Annotated in this window: 14 protein-coding genes and 3 pseudogenes; 13 read left to right on the top strand and 4 right to left on the bottom strand. The window is 42.5% G+C overall.

From position 1 onward, the window contains the following. The first annotated feature begins 3 nt into the window (after positions 1–3). Genes ilvE through B0X70_RS07355 form a run of 9 tightly spaced genes read left to right on the top strand, consistent with a single transcriptional unit; the run spans position 4 to position 9,388 of the window. Positions 4–933, top strand: coding sequence for a branched-chain-amino-acid transaminase (ilvE, locus tag B0X70_RS07315; protein WP_217471203.1), 930 nt, complete (start codon positions 4–6; stop codon positions 931–933). A 59-nt stretch (positions 934–992) separates the two neighbouring features. Then, entirely contained in the window at positions 993–1,715 is a 723-nt protein-coding gene (locus B0X70_RS07320) for a cyclase family protein (protein ID WP_246593469.1), read from the top strand. A gap of 39 nt (positions 1,716–1,754) precedes the next feature. Next, positions 1,755–3,008 (top strand): L-amino acid ligase, encoded by a 1,254-nt coding sequence (locus B0X70_RS07325; protein ID WP_046395029.1) that lies wholly within the window; start codon positions 1,755–1,757, stop codon positions 3,006–3,008. Further along, positions 3,008–5,470, top strand: coding sequence for an ATP-grasp domain-containing protein (locus B0X70_RS07330; RefSeq protein WP_046395030.1), 2,463 nt, complete (start codon positions 3,008–3,010; stop codon positions 5,468–5,470). Before B0X70_RS07325 ends, B0X70_RS07330 begins: the two co-directional genes overlap by 1 nt. 57 nt (positions 5,471–5,527) lie before the next feature. Beyond that, positions 5,528–6,718, top strand: a complete 1,191-nt coding sequence (locus B0X70_RS07335) for an MFS transporter (RefSeq protein WP_046395031.1) — start codon at positions 5,528–5,530, stop codon at positions 6,716–6,718. 41 nt (positions 6,719–6,759) lie between these two features. Continuing rightward, positions 6,760–7,866 carry a pyridoxal phosphate-dependent aminotransferase gene (locus B0X70_RS07340; RefSeq protein ID WP_217471204.1) on the top strand — a complete coding sequence of 369 codons (1,107 nt, stop codon included), beginning with the start codon at positions 6,760–6,762 and terminating at the stop codon, positions 7,864–7,866. A 13-nt stretch (positions 7,867–7,879) separates the two neighbouring features. Further along, complete coding sequence (locus B0X70_RS07345) at positions 7,880–8,344, top strand: VOC family protein (protein WP_046395033.1); 465 nt, start codon at positions 7,880–7,882, stop codon at positions 8,342–8,344. Between the two features lie 10 nt (positions 8,345–8,354). Continuing rightward, positions 8,355–8,993, top strand: coding sequence for an FMN-binding negative transcriptional regulator (locus B0X70_RS07350; protein WP_217471205.1), 639 nt, complete (start codon positions 8,355–8,357; stop codon positions 8,991–8,993). A 20-nt stretch (positions 8,994–9,013) separates the two neighbouring features. Further along, positions 9,014–9,388, top strand: coding sequence for a hypothetical protein (locus tag B0X70_RS07355; protein ID WP_046395035.1), 375 nt, complete (start codon positions 9,014–9,016; stop codon positions 9,386–9,388). 981 nt (positions 9,389–10,369) lie between these two features. On the opposite strand, the pseudogene B0X70_RS07360 reads toward B0X70_RS07355, so the two are convergent. The 4 genes and pseudogenes from B0X70_RS07360 to B0X70_RS07375 all read right to left on the bottom strand — a co-directional run. Continuing rightward, positions 10,370–10,822 (bottom strand): annotated as a pseudogene (locus B0X70_RS07360) (IS982 family transposase); the annotation flags it as partial. A 237-nt stretch (positions 10,823–11,059) separates the two neighbouring features. Continuing rightward, positions 11,060–12,093, bottom strand: a pseudogene (locus B0X70_RS07365) (IS110 family RNA-guided transposase). 80 nt (positions 12,094–12,173) lie between these two features. Further along, a pseudogene (locus tag B0X70_RS07370) lies at positions 12,174–12,605 on the bottom strand (transposase); the annotation flags it as partial. Between the two features lie 65 nt (positions 12,606–12,670). Next, on the bottom strand, positions 12,671–12,886 hold the full coding sequence (locus B0X70_RS07375) for a hypothetical protein (RefSeq protein ID WP_046395037.1): 216 nt from the start codon (positions 12,884–12,886) through the stop codon (positions 12,671–12,673). A 693-nt stretch (positions 12,887–13,579) separates the two neighbouring features. On the opposite strand from B0X70_RS07375, the gene cydA reads away from it, so the two are divergent. Genes cydA through ybgE form a run of 4 tightly spaced genes read left to right on the top strand, consistent with a single transcriptional unit; the run spans position 13,580 to position 16,721 of the window. Next, the gene (gene cydA / locus B0X70_RS07380; protein ID WP_036812845.1) at positions 13,580–15,148 is read left to right on the top strand and encodes a cytochrome ubiquinol oxidase subunit I; all 1,569 of its coding nucleotides are present in this window, start codon (positions 13,580–13,582) and stop codon (positions 15,146–15,148) included. Positions 15,149–15,162: 14 nt separating this feature from the next. Next, positions 15,163–16,302 carry a cytochrome d ubiquinol oxidase subunit II gene (cydB, locus tag B0X70_RS07385; RefSeq protein WP_217471206.1) on the top strand — a complete coding sequence of 380 codons (1,140 nt, stop codon included), beginning with the start codon at positions 15,163–15,165 and terminating at the stop codon, positions 16,300–16,302. Between the two features lie 12 nt (positions 16,303–16,314). Then, the gene (cydX, locus tag B0X70_RS07390) at positions 16,315–16,437 is read left to right on the top strand and encodes a cytochrome bd-I oxidase subunit CydX (RefSeq protein WP_072165129.1); all 123 of its coding nucleotides are present in this window, start codon (positions 16,315–16,317) and stop codon (positions 16,435–16,437) included. Next, entirely contained in the window at positions 16,431–16,721 is a 291-nt protein-coding gene (ybgE, locus tag B0X70_RS07395; protein WP_418889055.1) for a cyd operon protein YbgE, read from the top strand. The genes cydX and ybgE overlap by 7 nt, the downstream gene beginning before the upstream one ends. Positions 16,722–16,807: the final 86 nt, after the last annotated feature.

The following is a 16,807-nucleotide window of genomic DNA, read 5'->3' on the forward strand; positions in this document are numbered from 1 at the left end:
CTTATGTCGTCTACCCACAATACGCCAGAATTCGCATGGCTAAATGGTGAATGCGTGCCTTGGGAAAAGTGTACCTTACATGCTAGAACGCAGGGAGCTTTTTGGGGCGCAAATGTTTTTGAAGGTGTGCGAGTCTATTGGAATAAAACGGATAAGCAAATGTATATGTATCGGATACGAGAGCATATCAAGCGCCTGCGCGATTCCATGAAGTGTGTTGACATGCCTGTCACTTTCACAGATCAAGAGATTGTTGAAGCTTGCATCGACCTAGTACGAAAAAACAACTTTAAGCAACATGTGCATCTGGTTATCGCTCCTTATTTTGCGATGGGGAAAAACTTCGACCCACTTATTTATACCGAAGACACTGGTATGCATATTACAGCATTACCTATGCCAAGGTCTGCGCGTTATGACACAGGGATGACGGCTTCGTTTTCAACTTGGAGACGAATCAGTGACGATTCAATGCCACCGAGGATTAAAACAGGAGCAAATTACCATAATAGCCGCTTAGCCCAGCATGAGGCGATGCGAAATGGTTTTGATACTGCGTTTTTTCTAAATCACAGAGGCACTGTGGCTGAAGGCCCTGGATCTTGCATCATGATGGTCAAAAATAACCGACTGATCACGCCGCCAGGTTCAGCAGGCGTACTTGAAGGGATTACGGTAGACAGCATTATAAGACTAGCGAAGGATAAGCTTTCGGTTGAATGTGAACGAAGAGAAATTGATCGTACCGAGTTGTATTTGGCTGATGAAGTTTTTACCTGTGGCACTCTCGCTGAAATCGTTCCTGTGATTAGTGTTGACCGAAAGTCTATTGGGGACGGGCGTCCTGGTTTGGTGACCCGTAAGCTTCAGGTTGCTTATGAAGACGAGGTGATGTCGAATTGGACATCTGAATATTCAACCCCTGTCTATTAAGCCCATAATGAGAATAAGGAAATCTTAATACTATGACATCTTCAATCTATGCGAAGTTCATGCAGGGGAAAGTTGAGGTACTTGACCTTACAGCGCCGTTGTCAACGGAAACACCTGTGATTCGTTTGCCGCCTGAACGAGGGCAACCTTGGCCTTTTAAGTTGGAAAAAATAAGCCGTTATGACGAAAAAGGCAAAGAAGTTTATTGGAATAATATCCAGATGTCCGAGCATACAGGGACTCATTTTGATGCCCCTGTTCATTGGCGGTCAGGCAAAGATTCTATCGATGTCTCAAGTGTACCTCCTAGGCACTTGGTTGCGCCTGCCGCTGTAATTGATGTATCTGATCAAGTAACAGCCCCAGATTTTTTACTCGAACGTGAACATGTCGATCAATGGTGCGAAGTCCATGGACCTTTACCTGAAGGTGGTTGGTTGCTATTCCGCTCAGGTTGGGACAGTCGAGACTCAGATGCTGATACTTTTCTTAATCATGGTCATACCCCAGGGGTAAGTGAAGCTTGTGCAAAATGGTTGGCTGAGCAAACACCAATTATAGGTATCGGGGTGGAGACTGTTGGAACCGACGCAGGTCAAGCCGGAAAATTTGAACAACCTTACCCCGTACACTGGTACTTTCATGGGGCGGGAAAATATGGCCTGACTCAGTTGAAGAACCTAGCAAAGTTACCGCCAACAGGTGCAGTGATCATGATAGCGCCGCTTCCCATCGTTGGTGGTTCAGGAAGCCCTTGCAGGGTGTTGGCACTTGTTGAATAACACAAAGTTAATTTGCGAAGAGTTTTTAAGGAAGAGTCGATGTATTCAAAGTACTGCTTGTTATTAGGAACAGAGAAAAACAGATTTCGTGCATTGGTTGCCACGGCTAGAGCAACCAACATGAAAATAGCGATCATGGCCCCAAGTGGTTATGTTAATGGAAACCGTTACGCTGATCTAGTGATTGACGGTAACCCAGAAAACATTGAACAAGCTCTGGCTGCAGTACAGACTTTTGCCGAGCGAGAAGGAATGCAACCGGGCGCAGTTGTTCCATTGACAGAAATGACGATAGCCCCGGGGGCTCGTATCGCTCAGTACTATAATTTAAATTATTTGTCTGAAAAAGCGCTGACATTAACCCGCAACAAATTTGAAATGCGTAAGGCTGCACATGCAGGTGGATTGAACGTTCCGAAGTTTGCACGTTTTAATCACCTTGAGCAGCTAGCGACCCTTGCTGAAGATTTTCCTTTTCCAGCAGTTGTAAAGCCGACCAACGCCGGGGGAAGTGAAGGTGTAACCTACGTAGCTAGCAAAGATGATTTGGCTAGTGCTTTTGCTAACTTGCGTCGAGTGACCGAAAATTATGGTAGTGAGTTTGGTATGGCAGATAACGACTATCAGATAGAACAGTTTGTCGATGCTAGAATTGAGCTTTCGGTTGAAGTACTAAATACCAAAACTGGAAGACGTGTATTGGCAGTGACTGATAAAGAACTGACCCCGTTACCTCATTTTGTTGAAATCGGCCATTCCTTACCCAGTATAGAATCTGATAACGAAGCGCTTAAACAAGCAGCGCTTAAAGCCTGTGAAGTCTTGGATGTTGAACATGGTATAGCTCATGTTGAATTTATGATTGATCACAGTGGCAAGATTTACCTACTGGAGTTGAATGCGCGTACTCCAGGCGGCGGCATTCCTGAAATATTCGAAAAAATAGCCGGAGTAAATATGCTCGAGCTTCACTCTCGCTCTTATCTATACGATGAAGTTAAAGTACCTGCATATCACATGTCTGGACTAGCTGCGATTGGATTTATGAAAGCTAAGCAAGGAACGATTGAGCGAATTAAGTTGCCAGCTCAGCACGAGTTACCAAAAGAAGCATTTGGACTACAACTTTGGACATCCGAAGGAGCTCGGGTCAATCCACTATACAGCAACGCAGAGCTTGAGGGTTATGTTGAATTCTTCTGGCCAGACTATGAGCTAAATGGAAAACCGAAAGAGTACCTGATGCTTACACAACAATTAACTGAACAAATTTTCGAAGTGGTTGAAAGCTAATGAATATACTTATTTTACACCGAGTTAGGTACGTTGACGTACTTTACCATCAGTCCATCGATCACGAACTACATAATGTTTACTACATTGGTATCGAAGAAAATCTGAATGAAATCCCTGCCGATCTACGTTGTACAAAAATAGTAAGACCCGGTGTGGATGCTGTACACAAAGAAGTCCTCGAACAAATAGAAAATCTTGATGTTTGCTTTGATCACGTTGTTTCAATTAATGAGTTTGAATTGATTGAAGCTGCCTTGATACGAGAAAAGCTCAACATTGCGGGCCCTAAAGTGGCTGATGTAGAAAAAGTTCGAAACAAAATTGTGATGAAACACTGTGTTGGCGCTGTAAATATTCGTACTCCGCAGTACATGTCTTTGTCCGATTTTATAAACTCAGAACGACTAGCGATTTCTCCCTCTTCACAAGTTATTTTAAAGCCTCTGGATGGTGCTTCGTCAGTTGATGTGGTCAAGTTTGACAGTCAGAAAGTTTTGGAACAGGCGCTTATAGATCGCACAACTGGAATTGTGGCTCTTGATAAAGAAACACCTGAATGGATTGAAAACTTTGAAGTTGAAGAATTTGTATCCGGTCCTGTATTGCATATCGACGGCATGATCCGTAACGGACAAATAGAGATGATTGTCGTCAGCCAATATATCAATACGTTGCTGGATTTTGCCAACGGCTATCCAGCAGGGTCTGTGCAGTTAGAAACCACGGAAGAGATGAAAACCTGGGTGCTTCAAATCTTAAATGCGGTTGATATATCTTTGGGGGCGTTCCATCTTGAAGCGATTCAAACAGATACAGGGCCGGTGTTTCTTGAAATCGCTCATCGTATCGGGGGAGCTAGAATAGCTGAAACTTTGACGTTACAGACAGGGATTCATCCATCGATACTGGAACTTGGATTGTTGCTAGACCCAGACTTCAAATTCGAACTTAACTATGATACCGGGTACAAATATGCGTGGTTTATTGTGCCTGGACACCAGCTGCCAGGAAACTATGGCTTGGTGTCGGGGCATGAGTTTCTTTATGGCAAGGAAGAGGTTGTAATGCTGAATCAGCTTACGATGCAACAACCTTTAGTCAAAGCGGTTACTTATAAAGAAAGTGAAATTCCGTTAGCCGGATTATTAAAAGCCAAATCCGCTAAAGAACTAACAGATCTGATTGATAGGTTGTTTGGACAGTTACAACTAATATCTGTCGATACTCCTTTGCCTTACAGCGAGTGTATACCCCAGAAAAAGAAACACGTTCTTGTGATTGGTAATATTCGCCAACCTCATAAGACACTGGAAGCACAGGGATATGCTATTTCTTGGATGTACAAAAAAGTACCTAATTTTATGCATACGACTGAAGATCACAATCGTTGCGAGCGAATATTAATGTACAGCAACGAGTCTGCAACTCAGTTAATTAGTTTAGCGCGTTCAATTGATCAACTACAAAAAATCGATTCAGTTGTGTCTTTTCACGATGGAGCCCAGCTTGATGCATTGACTATTGCAAATGCTCTAGAGCTACCTTTTAGTTTGTCAATGGGGGCTATAGTCAACACGAGAGATAAACAATTAAGTCGCAGGATTTTACGCGAAAAAAACCTGACAGAAGTGCAATCGGCGATAGCGGAGAATGAGCAAGATTTACATGATTTTTTCAAGATTTATCCACAAGTAAATAAAGTTATCGTTAAACCAGTTGCTGGTACAGGCAGTGAAAATGTTCGATCGCTAGAAAGTAAAGAGCTTGAAACCGCTAACTTAGACAACGTTTACCCTGTGCTGGTGGAACAGTTTGTCGAAGGTCGCGAATTCAGTGTTGAAGCATTCATGCAAGAAGGTAAATGCCATATTTTTGCAATCACTGAAAAATTCAAAGATGCGCAAAGCTTTATCGAGACAGGGCATTTGGTGCCTGCCCGTTTATCTAGCGATGAGCACGAGAAAATTGCTGCATTCATTGCCAAGGTGCTACCTGCTCTAGGGGTCGTGTCGGGTATTACGCACAGCGAAATTATGTTGGGTGAAAAGATAGAGCTAATAGAAACACACACTCGAGTAGGCGGAGACAGAATTTTTGACCTGGTACAGATGACGACAGGAATAGATATGTATCGTCTGCAAGCTCTGCAAAGTTTGGGTTTGCCTATCGGTGAAGACGAATTAACACCAAAACTAAACGGTAAACATGCGTGTATCAAATTTAAACTCAACGATCATCCTGGGAAAAAGGTTATTCGAGTGAACGGCAAGGAAGAAATCAAAAATTGGAGTGGTGTTGAAGATGTATCTATCACTCATCAGGTAGGTGAAGTGCTGCCCCAAATAGTAAACAGTTTCGACCGCTCAGCCTCGGTGTTGGTATTGTGCGACAGTTCTGAACAGGCGCTAAGTATTGCAGAGGAAGCCATTCAGAAACTTGAATTTGTTGTAGGTGAGTAGTGTAACCATAGGTTCATCCAAGTACTTAGTACTGTATCTAACTGAAGGGAAACATGAATGAAGTCGTTAGCAATTGCAGAGTTGTTCATCAATATAGGTAAAGCTATATTGCTACTGAGCTTTGCCAAATTTATGTATGATGAAACGGGTCAAATATGGCAAATCAGCTTAATCTTCATGGCTGAAATCTTGATCTCAACCATTTTACCAATATTGGTTGGCAAGTCGGTTGATAACCAAGGTATTAAAACGGTGCTTATTGGTTCAGCCGTTTGTCATGTTGTCTTTTGTTTGGCAGGTGTATTGGCATTGACTCAATTGGGCATGTCCGTGTCGATTTTATTGCTAATATCGGTGTTTTTGAGTTTTCTTGGGCCAATTTCAAAAATGGCCTTATTCAGTGTTACACCACTTCTTTCTCAACATGATCGCTTAGAAAAAGATAACGGTACACTGACTTCCGCATTTCAGGGCGGTCAGTTGATTGGTATGGCCTTATCTGCCTGGTTGCTAGATGAGTTTGACTTTATAGCAATTTTGATGTTTGTCGTCTGTCTATATAGTGCCGCGAGCTTTTTTTACTGGCGAGCAACAGCCAATTTGTCGTTAGCTGAGTCTCCTTCAGATATAGATAAACGTGAAGATCCAGAAAACCTGTGGCAGTTGTTTAAAGCTAGTAAACCCTACATGCGTTATTTTGTTCTAAGTAATTTTGACTTCGTCACTGTAGCCATATTCAACATTATGCTGGTTTCCGTCGTTAGTCAGGCATTTGACGGCAGCACATACTGGCTTGCCGGATTAGATGCCTCATTCGCTATTGGTGCGTTTGTTGGTGGCGCTGTTATTGCGAAGCAAATAAGGAACAAAAGTACTTCTCTAAGCGATGTTATTGCTATTCAGGTCGCTTTTCTAATCTATCTAGGTTTATGTTTCACAGAACAGGTGGTCTATTTGATGCCGCTCGCGATTGTGAGTATCGGCTTGTTTCAGAGTTACTCAGGTATTTACTGGCGCACATTGCTACATAAACAGCTGCCATCTCACATGATAGGTAGGTTAAGTAGTATTAAGTATATCGTATCCTCAGTGCATATCGGGATTGTCGCCATGGTGGTCTCTTACGCACATGAATTAGGCTTCCAATACGCAATTGCAACCGCAGCTGTAATTACTATTGGCCAGATTTTATTTGTTGCAATCATCATAAAACAATCACTAGCCATTGAAAGTAAATCCTCATCTTAGATGGACAAATGGCTAACTCTTAAAAGTTAGGGAAAAAATAAATGTTCAATATACAAGCAGTAATCAAAGAGCATGTAGTTGAAAATAAAAGGGAAAGCTTATGGAGCTATCTGGAAGAACGCCCTAATTACTTGATGCTAGATAAAAATGAGAATCACCATCCAATGGATGAAGATCTTTTTGAAGCGTTTCGAGCCTCATTAAAACCAGAGCATTTGTGTAATTATCCGGTGTTAAATAACTTATATAAAAAAATAGCCAAACTGGTTGGCGTTGAAGAGCGCAACATCTACCTCGGCTCGGGTTCAGACTTGGCGATAAAAGCATTATTTGATGCATGCTTAAGAGAGGGAGATCATGTGGTTTTACATAACCCTTGCTACTTTATGTTTGAAAACTACGCAAAGTATGCTGGGGTATCAATCTCGTCAACACTGGTCACCGAAGATTGGAAACCTGATGTAGCGGCTATTATCGATGCAGTCAAAGAAAATACCAAATTAGTGGTTGTAGAAGATCCGAGTGGTTTTGTCGGCACGCGTTTATCTTATTCCCAAATGCATGGCTTGGCTGAAGCGCTTTATAACAAGGGTGTGTTGCTGCTGATTGATGAAGCCTATCTATATGTAGAAGGAAAACAAAGCGCAAACCTGGATATCTTGCAGAAATTTCCGAACGTTATTTTGGCACAAACCCTTTCTAAAGCTCATGGATTGGCAGGAGCAAGAGTCGGCTTTTTGATCGGAGAGACAGAGTTAATCGGCCATATTTCAAATGTCAGACCGCTATATGAGATTAGTGCGTTATCGGCATGGGCTGCGGAATGGCAGCTAGATCATCCTGAAGTGCTTGAACGTTTTCAAGAGAAGATGAGGCAGACAAAAGCCTATATGAGAGAAGCTTTGACCGAAAGAAGACAGACTTTCAAAGATACTCACGGTAATTTCATGTTGGTACAGTTTGCCGGATACGATTCAAAAGAGGTAGAGCAATTGTTTCAAGAGCAGGGTATTTTAATCAGGCGTCCGTTTGAACAGAGTAATTTAAAAGGTTGGCTGAGAGTAACCATTTCACAGCTCGAACATTGCGAAAAATTTATTTCGGCACTTGATATCGTTGTAGACAAATTGAACTTCAAAAAAATTTGATGAAGAGGGAATCATGACAGAGAAGGCCAGAGCCGTAGGGATCAACCATGTGTCTATTGAAGTTGGTAACATTAATGAAGCAGTCGCATTTTATGGTGCACTTATGCGCATTAAACCCGGGCTGTTATCAGAGACTGAGGGATCGATTGAACTGGGTGATCAGTTTGTTGCCTTTACTTGCAGCCAAGGAGAACAAGCTCACAAACCTGGTCATTTTGGATTCGTTGTTGATGATAAAGAAAAGGTTCGTGAGGTATTAAAGCAATTCAATATTGAACCTTTGCCTGGCCGATTTTTTGGTTTTCTGGATCCTTGGGGCAATCATATCGAAGTGGTCAGCTACGAGAATATTAAATTTACTAAGTCTCCTGGTGTTCTCAATGGTATGGGATTAGCAGACTTGAAGAAAAACGATCGTGCACAACGGGAGCTTGAAGAACAAGGTTATAGTGAGCCTTTGTCTTCTTTGAACTCATAAGATTCAAGCAATGTATATACAAAAAGTATTTGAAGAAAATCGAATCTCTGTTTTGCATGACTTGATAGAGCAAAACCCTCTGGGGACTTTGACCGTCTATGGCAGTTATGGATTGAGTGCTGATCATCTGCCTTTTACTTTAGATAGGCATGGTTTAGAGCTAGGTGTGCTGAAAACACACATTGCACGCGGAAATCCTTTGCACAAAAGCGTGGCTGAAACTAATGAAGTGATGGTTATTTTCCAAGGACCAGACGCTTATATTTCACCTAGTTGGTTACCTAGACGACATATCAATGGTCGAGTTCAACCTAGTTGGGCTTACACGGCAGTTCATGCCATGTGTTCCATCAAGTTTATTGATGATGACAGTTGGATAAATGCGCATTTTGAGCAATCCGTTAATTGTTTTGAAGCAGGATTACTGGATCCTTGGCAAGTCGCAGAAGCACCGAAAGATTTTATAGACGGCTTAAAACAGCATGTCGTTGGGATCGAGCTGACTATTCACAATCTACTGGGAAAAAGGCAGTTGATGCAGCAACGTAACATTGATGACCGCTTAGCAATTATAGAAGGCTTGCGTACTCAGTCCGATCCTAGTGCACATCAGGTCGCAAAACAAATAGCACAAACCATTGAAAATTAAAAAGGAAAGGTAAAAGCATTATGAATAATCCTACTATTAATGACTTATCTGAAACTTGTAGTGCAATTGTGTCGCAGCAGGCACCGCTTCACGTTGTAGAGGCGGCTTTACAAGCAGCTGAGACAGAAAATAAAGAAATTGGTCAGCACTATGCTAAATATCTTTGCGACCGAGCGGTTATTACTACTATAGCCGAACCAAAACTTGAGGTGTTTGCTTCTTACATGAAACAACACGGCTATACGGTATTAACTTATGACGAACTACAGCAATTGAAACAGCGTTACCCATATCATTGGTCTTTAGAGCTCAATCAGGATGGGTCGGGTGAAATTAAAGATCCTAAAGCCAATTTTCATAAATCATTTAAATTCGTTAAAGAACTGCTAGCATAGCGCTTGAACGACGACTGCGTATTTTCGTCCATGGAGATCACCCAATAACGGCGTTTTTCAAGGCAGTGATCTCCATCGTGGTAATACGCAAGGGCTATTGGTATAAGAAAATATAACCGGAAATGCGTTATCATCTTGCATTGTTATAATAGTAGCCTGTAAGTCTAGTAAATAGCTTTCGTTATTTTTCCAGCATATTGGTCCAAAATCAGCGTAACCTGTATTTTTAGAAAAATCCCATGATAAATTTGTATTATTACCTTTGGCAGGATCATTATTGACTTTTGTATGTTTCCAAAATATACCTTCATCTATTCCTCTTACTTCACATGTTCCTCCAGTATTAAGACCAATTAGTGTCAGATTTGCCTCTGGTTTGATTCCCTGAAACGCTGTAGGTTTTCCTTGTTCATCAACCGCTATAGGGTTATGAATATAATATCACCTATTATTTCTAACTTGATTGTTGGATTACCGGGTGATGTTGGACCATAATCGCATTGACTAGGAGTTCCTGGTTCAGGATTTGCTCTATTCAAGCAAACGATTACCGATTGCGTTTTTGGGTTCTTTACATGAGTTGGTGCATGGTTCTTCATTGTGTGAGGCTGAAAATATTGAAAAGGATTTTCAAGGTTTGTCAGTGTATTTGACTTAATTAATACAGGGCCAATAGTGAGAGGTTTCCCGTTTTTTTCCCTTGGAAAGCAGCAACATATTGAATAAATCCAAGTTTCTTCAAGTCAGAAAGATTATATCCCTCAGTGCTTATTGAAAAATCTCGTATTTCTGTGTCTCTTGCATTTCCATTTGTGCGTATGAGTGTTTTTTTGATCTTCCCATTTTTGTCTGTGCTAAAAATGGAGAGAATCGATGTCTGTTTAGTCTCAGTTTTAATGGTATCGTTGCTTAAAGTAGTAAGAGGAGGAAAATATATGGAACTAAAAACTTGAGCTGAAACTAATTTGACCCGAATTCTGTTTAAGCCGTCACTGAAAAATCGTCTTCCGAATAGAAAACTTTCAGTGATGGCTTCTTCCATTTAAGGCAATAAGCAATCAAACCGCCTAAAACGGTCAACATAAATCCCGTTATACTTCGGTGGCGAGAATGTGCTATTTGAGAAACGGTTTTTAATTGCCTATTAATCGTTTCGATGATGAAACGCCTTGATAACATTATCTTATCCCACTCAGCCAGCAGCCGGGCTTTCATATTTCGGCGCTTTTGGGTGACGAAAGTGACACCGGTTTTGCCTAAATCGTCTGCCAGTTCCTGACTGAGATAACCTTTATCGCCGTACAGAGAACCCGTTAATTCTGCTGTTAACTCGCGAACAGGTTCCCGATCATCTACATTACCGGCAGTGACTTTAAGCGCCAAAATTTCCCCCTGATGATTGACAACCAGGTGTAATTTGAAACCGTAAAACCATATATGGACGCCCCGATTATGCAAGCACTAAATTGATACGGTTTGCGACCATATATCCGGCGTCATAAAGGGCTTATTTGCTTGCGCCATGATGTCATCCGCACCCTGTTTCCTTATCATCCGTTATCGGTATGTAACTACCTTGGTTTTACTCAGGTTATCGCAGGGCCGATAGCCGTTTTTTCATCAGTGTTTGCAAACTCGGTTAAAGCGTCTATTTCGATTCATTCAATTCAATTAATTGATAGCAAAAGCCTTCTTCATATTATAATCAACCTTATCCGTCAGAACACGCCAGATAATTCGGGTCAGCTTGTTGGCTAAAGCAACCACGGCTTTCATGGCCCCACATCGGGTAATCAGGGCTCTTAGCCACTCGCCTAAAGGGTCATCCCGTTTTTGTACGCCGCGCATCATGGCGCGGGCACCATGAATAATTAACGTTCGGAGATGACGATTACTCTGTTTGCTCAGGGAAGAGAGACGATTTTTCCCGCCCGAACTGTGTTGCCGGGGGACTAAACCACACCAGGCAGACAGTTGTCGGCCATTGGCAAATTGAGATGTGCTGACGTCACTCACGAAAGCAGCCGCAATAAGGGGACCGACACCGGGAATAGTGAGCAGATGGTCATAACCCGGTTGCTGGCGAGACAGTGCCGCAATTTCTTTATCCATATCATGGATACGCAGGTTCAGGGCACGTAAATCTTCCCACGAGGTATAAAGTAAACGTCGCAGGACAGAAGACAAGGTATTGTTCTCATCTTCCAGAACATCAGGTAAATGGTGTTGAAGTGACTGAATGCCAACGGGAATAATCACGCCCTGCTCAGCGAGGAACGCCCGGAGTTGATTGGCAAGCGCGGTGCGTTGCTCCACCATGAGCTGTCGGGCGCTACGCAGTGCTTTAATATCCTGCTGTTCCACTGTTTTAACCGGGACAAATGGATACCCGGACGACAGGCAGTCTCGCAGATAGCCAACGCATCATTGGCATCGTTCTTTTGATGATAGCTAAAGGCTTTGACGTGCTGGGTGGGGATGAGCCTGACGGTATAGCCCATCGCCTGTAACGTTCTCCCCCAATAATGAGAAGTGGCACAGGCTTCCATGGCAATGACAGTTGATGGCGGGAAAGTCCGCACAACATCAAGGAGTTTTTGCCGTGAAATCTTTCGGTTAGAGGCAACGGAACCGTCCGCCATCCAGACGCAGACCTGAAAAACATTTTTGGCAAGGTCAATGCCAACCACTTTGATCGTATTCATGAGCTGTTCTCCTGAAATTCAGTGCATCGGAAAAAAGATGGCACTGTTTACCGCTGAAAAAGGGGACGTCCATCACATCATCCCATTGAATTTTTTCCGCGCTTGGCTATCCCCACAAAGACCTTATGTCGAGGAATGCGAATGTTATGGCAGACACTCAAACAGGGGGAATCAATAAAAGCAATGCCTGTGGGTTTTCCTTTTAATTGTGTCAGATAGCTGCATAGTGGCACCAAAACGGAAGGGGCCACACTGACAAAACGGGGATAGCTGAGTAAGGTGGGAAAATCGTTGTGGTGATATTTCCAAATATGTTCTAAATAAAAATGTTTAAAATCCCGGTAATGCGACCGATGAAAAAGGATCAAAATGGTCATGATTTCACTGGGAGACATGTGACCTTGTCGGCGGCGTAAACGATGCCCGCTATCGAGACAAAATTGTTCCCATTGAGGGATGAAAAAACGGCAAAAATCATCGACATCACAGAAAATTTCAACTAAGTTGTCCATAGCCTGTTCCTCCCCGGAGCTGTTTCGGCATGCACCAAAACATTGCTCCTGGAACAGGCTTCATGTCAATTTCTTATCCAGAATTCGGGTAATTTAGAATCTTTGGAGAATGCTATTCTGGGAAGGCCAAAATAATTTGCTGGTTCTGTAGGTGAGTTCTCTAATTCAACCGGTTTTCTGTTCTCAACTTTTAGCTTTTTCATAAGCTCTATATCTTTAAAAATATCAGAATGTTTCTGCTTTGTAGTACCATGTGAATGTAATAATGCGATATTGGTCATTATTTGCTGGTACGCGCAGTTTTTCTGTTGTGTAAAATATTTTTACACAATTATTGTTGGTCTGTGTAACTTAAAATACTAAGTCATTTCACTCAGTTTGAAGAGATTTGTCGTAAGAGGGAAGTTTAGTTCTTGAGTTGCGTGTCATTATGCTATCTGAATGACAGCCAAATGGTTGTGATCTCACTGTTAATGCAAAGTTAATAATAATATTTTCTTAAGAATGAAAATAAGAAGTTAATTTTAAAAGTCATTTCACAACAATATAGAAATCAACATTTATCTAAATGAACAAATAATTAACAAGATATCAACCAAAATTAAATAATAGACAAAGTAATTAACACTAACCAGAAAAAGATAACTAAAATCAAGTTATTACTATAGCATTATTGCTTTAGTTTGCTTAAATTGACTCTGATCAAATTAATTCCTATTAAACATGGCTGCAATTCTTGACCTATATTCAGAATTCTAATCTGAATCACGTAAAACCTATTTATTGTATGGGAATATAAGCGTACTATACTATTAGTCTAATTGGTTTTTAATTTACTTAGTAATGAGTTGTTATTTTAAAGGCATTTATTGCTGGTAGTTACGGGGCTTTTGCATGAGTTCTTTGAGAAAAGGGCTTATATGAAGTCAGGTTGCCGCAAGTCGGTGTCTTCCTGCTAGGAGCAAGGAGTCAAGATGTTTGATATTGTCGAACTGTCACGATTACAGTTTGCCTTAACTGCGATGTATCACTTCCTATTCGTTCCGCTAACGCTTGGTATGGCGTTTTTGCTGGCGATCATGGAAACGGTATATGTGCTTTCCGGTAAACAAATTTATAAAGATATGACGAAGTTCTGGGGCAAGTTATTTGGTATTAACTTTGCTTTGGGGGTTGCAACAGGGTTGACTATGGAGTTCCAGTTTGGAACTAACTGGTCATACTTTTCTCACTACGTTGGTGACATTTTCGGTGCGCCTCTGGCGATTGAAGGCTTGATGGCGTTCTTCCTGGAGTCTACATTCGTAGGCTTGTTCTTCTTCGGTTGGGATCGTCTCAGTAAGACGCAACATCTGGCGGTAACTTGGTTGGTCGCACTAGGCTCTAACTTCTCTGCGCTTTGGATTCTGATTGCTAACGGTTGGATGCAAAACCCGATTGCTTCTGATTTCAACTTTGAAACTATGCGTATGGAGATGGTCAGTTTTGCTGAACTGGTACTAAACCCGGTTGCTCAGGTGAAATTTGTTCATACCGTTGCTGCGGGTTATGTGACAGGGGCGATCTTTGTTCTCGGTATCAGCTCTTACTACCTGCTTAAAGGCCGTGATATTCCATTTGCTAAACGTTCATTTGCGATTGCTTCAAGCTTTGGTATCGCGGCTGTGTTGTCTGTTATTGTGTTGGGTGATGAATCTGGCTACGAAATGGGCGACGTACAGAAGACTAAGCTGGCATCAATCGAAGCTGAATGGGAAACTCAGGCACCGCCGGCCGCTTTTACACTGATAGGTATCCCGGATCAGGATAAAATGGAAAACAAATATGCCATCCAGATCCCTTATCTTATGGGATTGATTGCTACCCGTTCCGTTGATACCCCGGTCATTGGTCTGCGTGATCTGATGGAGCAGCATGAGGTGCGTATTCGTAACGGTATAAAGGCTTATGGACTGTTGGAAGAATTGCGTGCCGGTAACACAGACCCGACTGTTCGTACTGCATTCAATGAAAGTAAACAAGATCTGGGTTATGGCATGTTGCTGAAACGTTATACCAGCAAAGTGACTGATGCCAGTGAAGAACAGATCAAAGCAGCCGCGAAAGATTCTATTCCACGTGTTGCGCCGCTCTATTTTGCATTCCGTATCATGGTTGCAGCCGGCTTCCTGATGTTATTGTTGATTGGTTTGGCGTTTTGGAGTGTTATCCGTGGCCGTATTGGTAAACAAAAATGGTTACTTCGCGCCGCACTGTACAGCATTCCATTACCGTGGATTGCCATAGAATCAGGCTGGTTTGTGGCGGAATATGGTCGTCAACCGTGGGCAATCGGTGAAGTTCTGCCAACTGCGGTGGCGAGTTCCAATTTAACAGCCGGCGATATTTTGTTCTCTATGGCGCTGATTTGTGGCCTTTATACCTTATTCCTGATTGCGGAAATGTTTTTAATGTTCAAATTTGCTCGCCTTGGCCCAAGTAGCTTAAAAACCGGGCGTTACCATTTTGAACAGAAAACAACTTCAGCACCCGATGCTCAGTAAACAGGAGTCCACTTATGTTTGATTATGAAGTACTACGATTTATCTGGTGGCTACTGATTGGTGTGCTGCTAATCGGTTTTGCGGTAACTGATGGTTTTGATATGGGAGTTGGTATCCTGTTACGTATCATCGGGAAAAACGATACTGAGCGTCGCATCATGATTAACTCAGTGGCGCCGCATTGGGATGGTAACCAAGTTTGGCTGATTACCGCCGGTGGAGCGCTGTTCGCCGCCTGGCCGATGGTCTATGCCGCGGCATTCTCTGGCTTCTATGTTGCTATGATCCTAGTGTTATCTGCATTGTTCTTCCGTCCGGTTGGTTTTGATTACCGCTCCAAACTGGAAGACCGCAAGTGGCGTAACATGTGGGATTGGGGAATCGTTGTCGGTAGCTTTGTTCCGCCATTAGTTATCGGCGTGGCATTCGGTAATCTATTACAGGGAGTGCCGTTTAACGTTGACTCTCAACTTCGTCTGTTCTACACCGGCTCCTTCTTTGGATTGCTCAACCCATACGGTTTACTGGCGGGAGTGATCAGCTTGATGATGATTGTGACGCAGGGAGCAACTTATCTGCAAATGCGTACTACGGGTGAGCTGCGTCTGCGTTCTCGTACCGCGACTTACCTCTGTGCGCTGGTGACAATGGTGGCTTTCCTGTTGGCAGGCGTATGGCTGATTTATGGTATTGATGGTTATGTTGTGACCGGCGGCTTGGATACGATGGCTCAGTCTAACCCATTACATAAAGAAGTCGTTCATCAGGCTGGAGCTTGGTTGACTAACTTTAACAACTATCCGTGGTTGTGGGTGCTGCCGGCACTGGGCGTGGCTTCGCCTTTGCTGACGATGCTGATGACGCGCATGAATAAGGCTGGATGGGCATTTCTGTTCTCTTCACTGACAATTGCTGGCATCATTCTGGCCTGTGGTGTAACGATGTTCCCATTTGTGATGCCTTCAATCACTAATCCTAATGTCAGCTTGACGATGTGGGATGCGACTTCAAGCTTGATGACACTGCGCGTCATGTTTGTGGTTGCATTGATTTTTGTTCCAATCATTCTGGGATATACCATTTGGTGTTACTACAAAATGTTTGGGCGTTTGGATAAAAGTTTTATTGAAGATAACAAACATTCACTGTACTAAGGAGCATAAAGCATGTGGTATTTTGCTTGGATTCTCGGAACGCTCTTGGCTTGTAGTTTCGCTATAATCGCTGCCTTAGCTTTTGAGCATAATGAAGAAGAAAAAACCGCTAAAAATAGCGAGAAATCGTGTTGATAGATAAATACTATCGGCTAATGGATAAAGCCCCTGTTCGGGGCTTTATCCTTATTGTTGCATTAATGTTTGCCGCTTGTGTATTTTGGGACCCGGCTCGTTTTGCGGCTAACACCAGTTCATTGCAGATATGGCAAGGTATTTTGCTAATATGGTCTGTATGTACAGGTGTGATTTTCGGGGTGGGTTTTCAGCCAAGAAATATAGTTTGGCGCATCTTTTTTTCTCCTTTGCCGGCATTCTTGATTTTGATTTGGGGTTTGTATCGTTTCTTTATGAGTTAATTCTGTATGTTATGGGGCTTCTGACCCATAAATTTTTTATTTGCACATTATTCCAAAGCCGCATTGTCTTGAGTATAGTGGCAGCG

Source organism: Photorhabdus akhurstii (assembly GCF_019090985.1).
GTDB classification, from domain to species: Bacteria; Pseudomonadota; Gammaproteobacteria; order Enterobacterales; family Enterobacteriaceae; genus Photorhabdus; species Photorhabdus akhurstii.

Excerpts from the sequence above, each read along its gene's own strand:
- ilvE (WP_217471203.1), top strand. The coding sequence starts at position 4 with ATGTCGTCTACCCACAATACGCCAGAATTCGCATGGCTAAATGGTGAA.
- B0X70_RS07320 (WP_246593469.1), top strand. The coding sequence starts at position 993 with ATGCAGGGGAAAGTTGAGGTACTTGACCTTACAGCGCCGTTGTCAACG.
- B0X70_RS07325 (WP_046395029.1), top strand. The coding sequence starts at position 1,755 with ATGTATTCAAAGTACTGCTTGTTATTAGGAACAGAGAAAAACAGATTT.
- B0X70_RS07330 (WP_046395030.1), top strand. The coding sequence starts at position 3,008 with ATGAATATACTTATTTTACACCGAGTTAGGTACGTTGACGTACTTTAC.
- B0X70_RS07335 (WP_046395031.1), top strand. The coding sequence starts at position 5,528 with ATGAAGTCGTTAGCAATTGCAGAGTTGTTCATCAATATAGGTAAAGCT.
- B0X70_RS07340 (WP_217471204.1), top strand. The coding sequence starts at position 6,760 with ATGTTCAATATACAAGCAGTAATCAAAGAGCATGTAGTTGAAAATAAA.
- B0X70_RS07345 (WP_046395033.1), top strand. The coding sequence starts at position 7,880 with ATGACAGAGAAGGCCAGAGCCGTAGGGATCAACCATGTGTCTATTGAA.
- B0X70_RS07350 (WP_217471205.1), top strand. The coding sequence starts at position 8,355 with ATGTATATACAAAAAGTATTTGAAGAAAATCGAATCTCTGTTTTGCAT.
- B0X70_RS07355 (WP_046395035.1), top strand. The coding sequence starts at position 9,014 with ATGAATAATCCTACTATTAATGACTTATCTGAAACTTGTAGTGCAATT.
- B0X70_RS07375 (WP_046395037.1), bottom strand. The coding sequence starts at position 12,886 with ATGACCAATATCGCATTATTACATTCACATGGTACTACAAAGCAGAAA.
- cydA (WP_036812845.1), top strand. The coding sequence starts at position 13,580 with ATGTTTGATATTGTCGAACTGTCACGATTACAGTTTGCCTTAACTGCG.
- cydB (WP_217471206.1), top strand. The coding sequence starts at position 15,163 with ATGTTTGATTATGAAGTACTACGATTTATCTGGTGGCTACTGATTGGT.
- cydX (WP_072165129.1), top strand. The coding sequence starts at position 16,315 with ATGTGGTATTTTGCTTGGATTCTCGGAACGCTCTTGGCTTGTAGTTTC.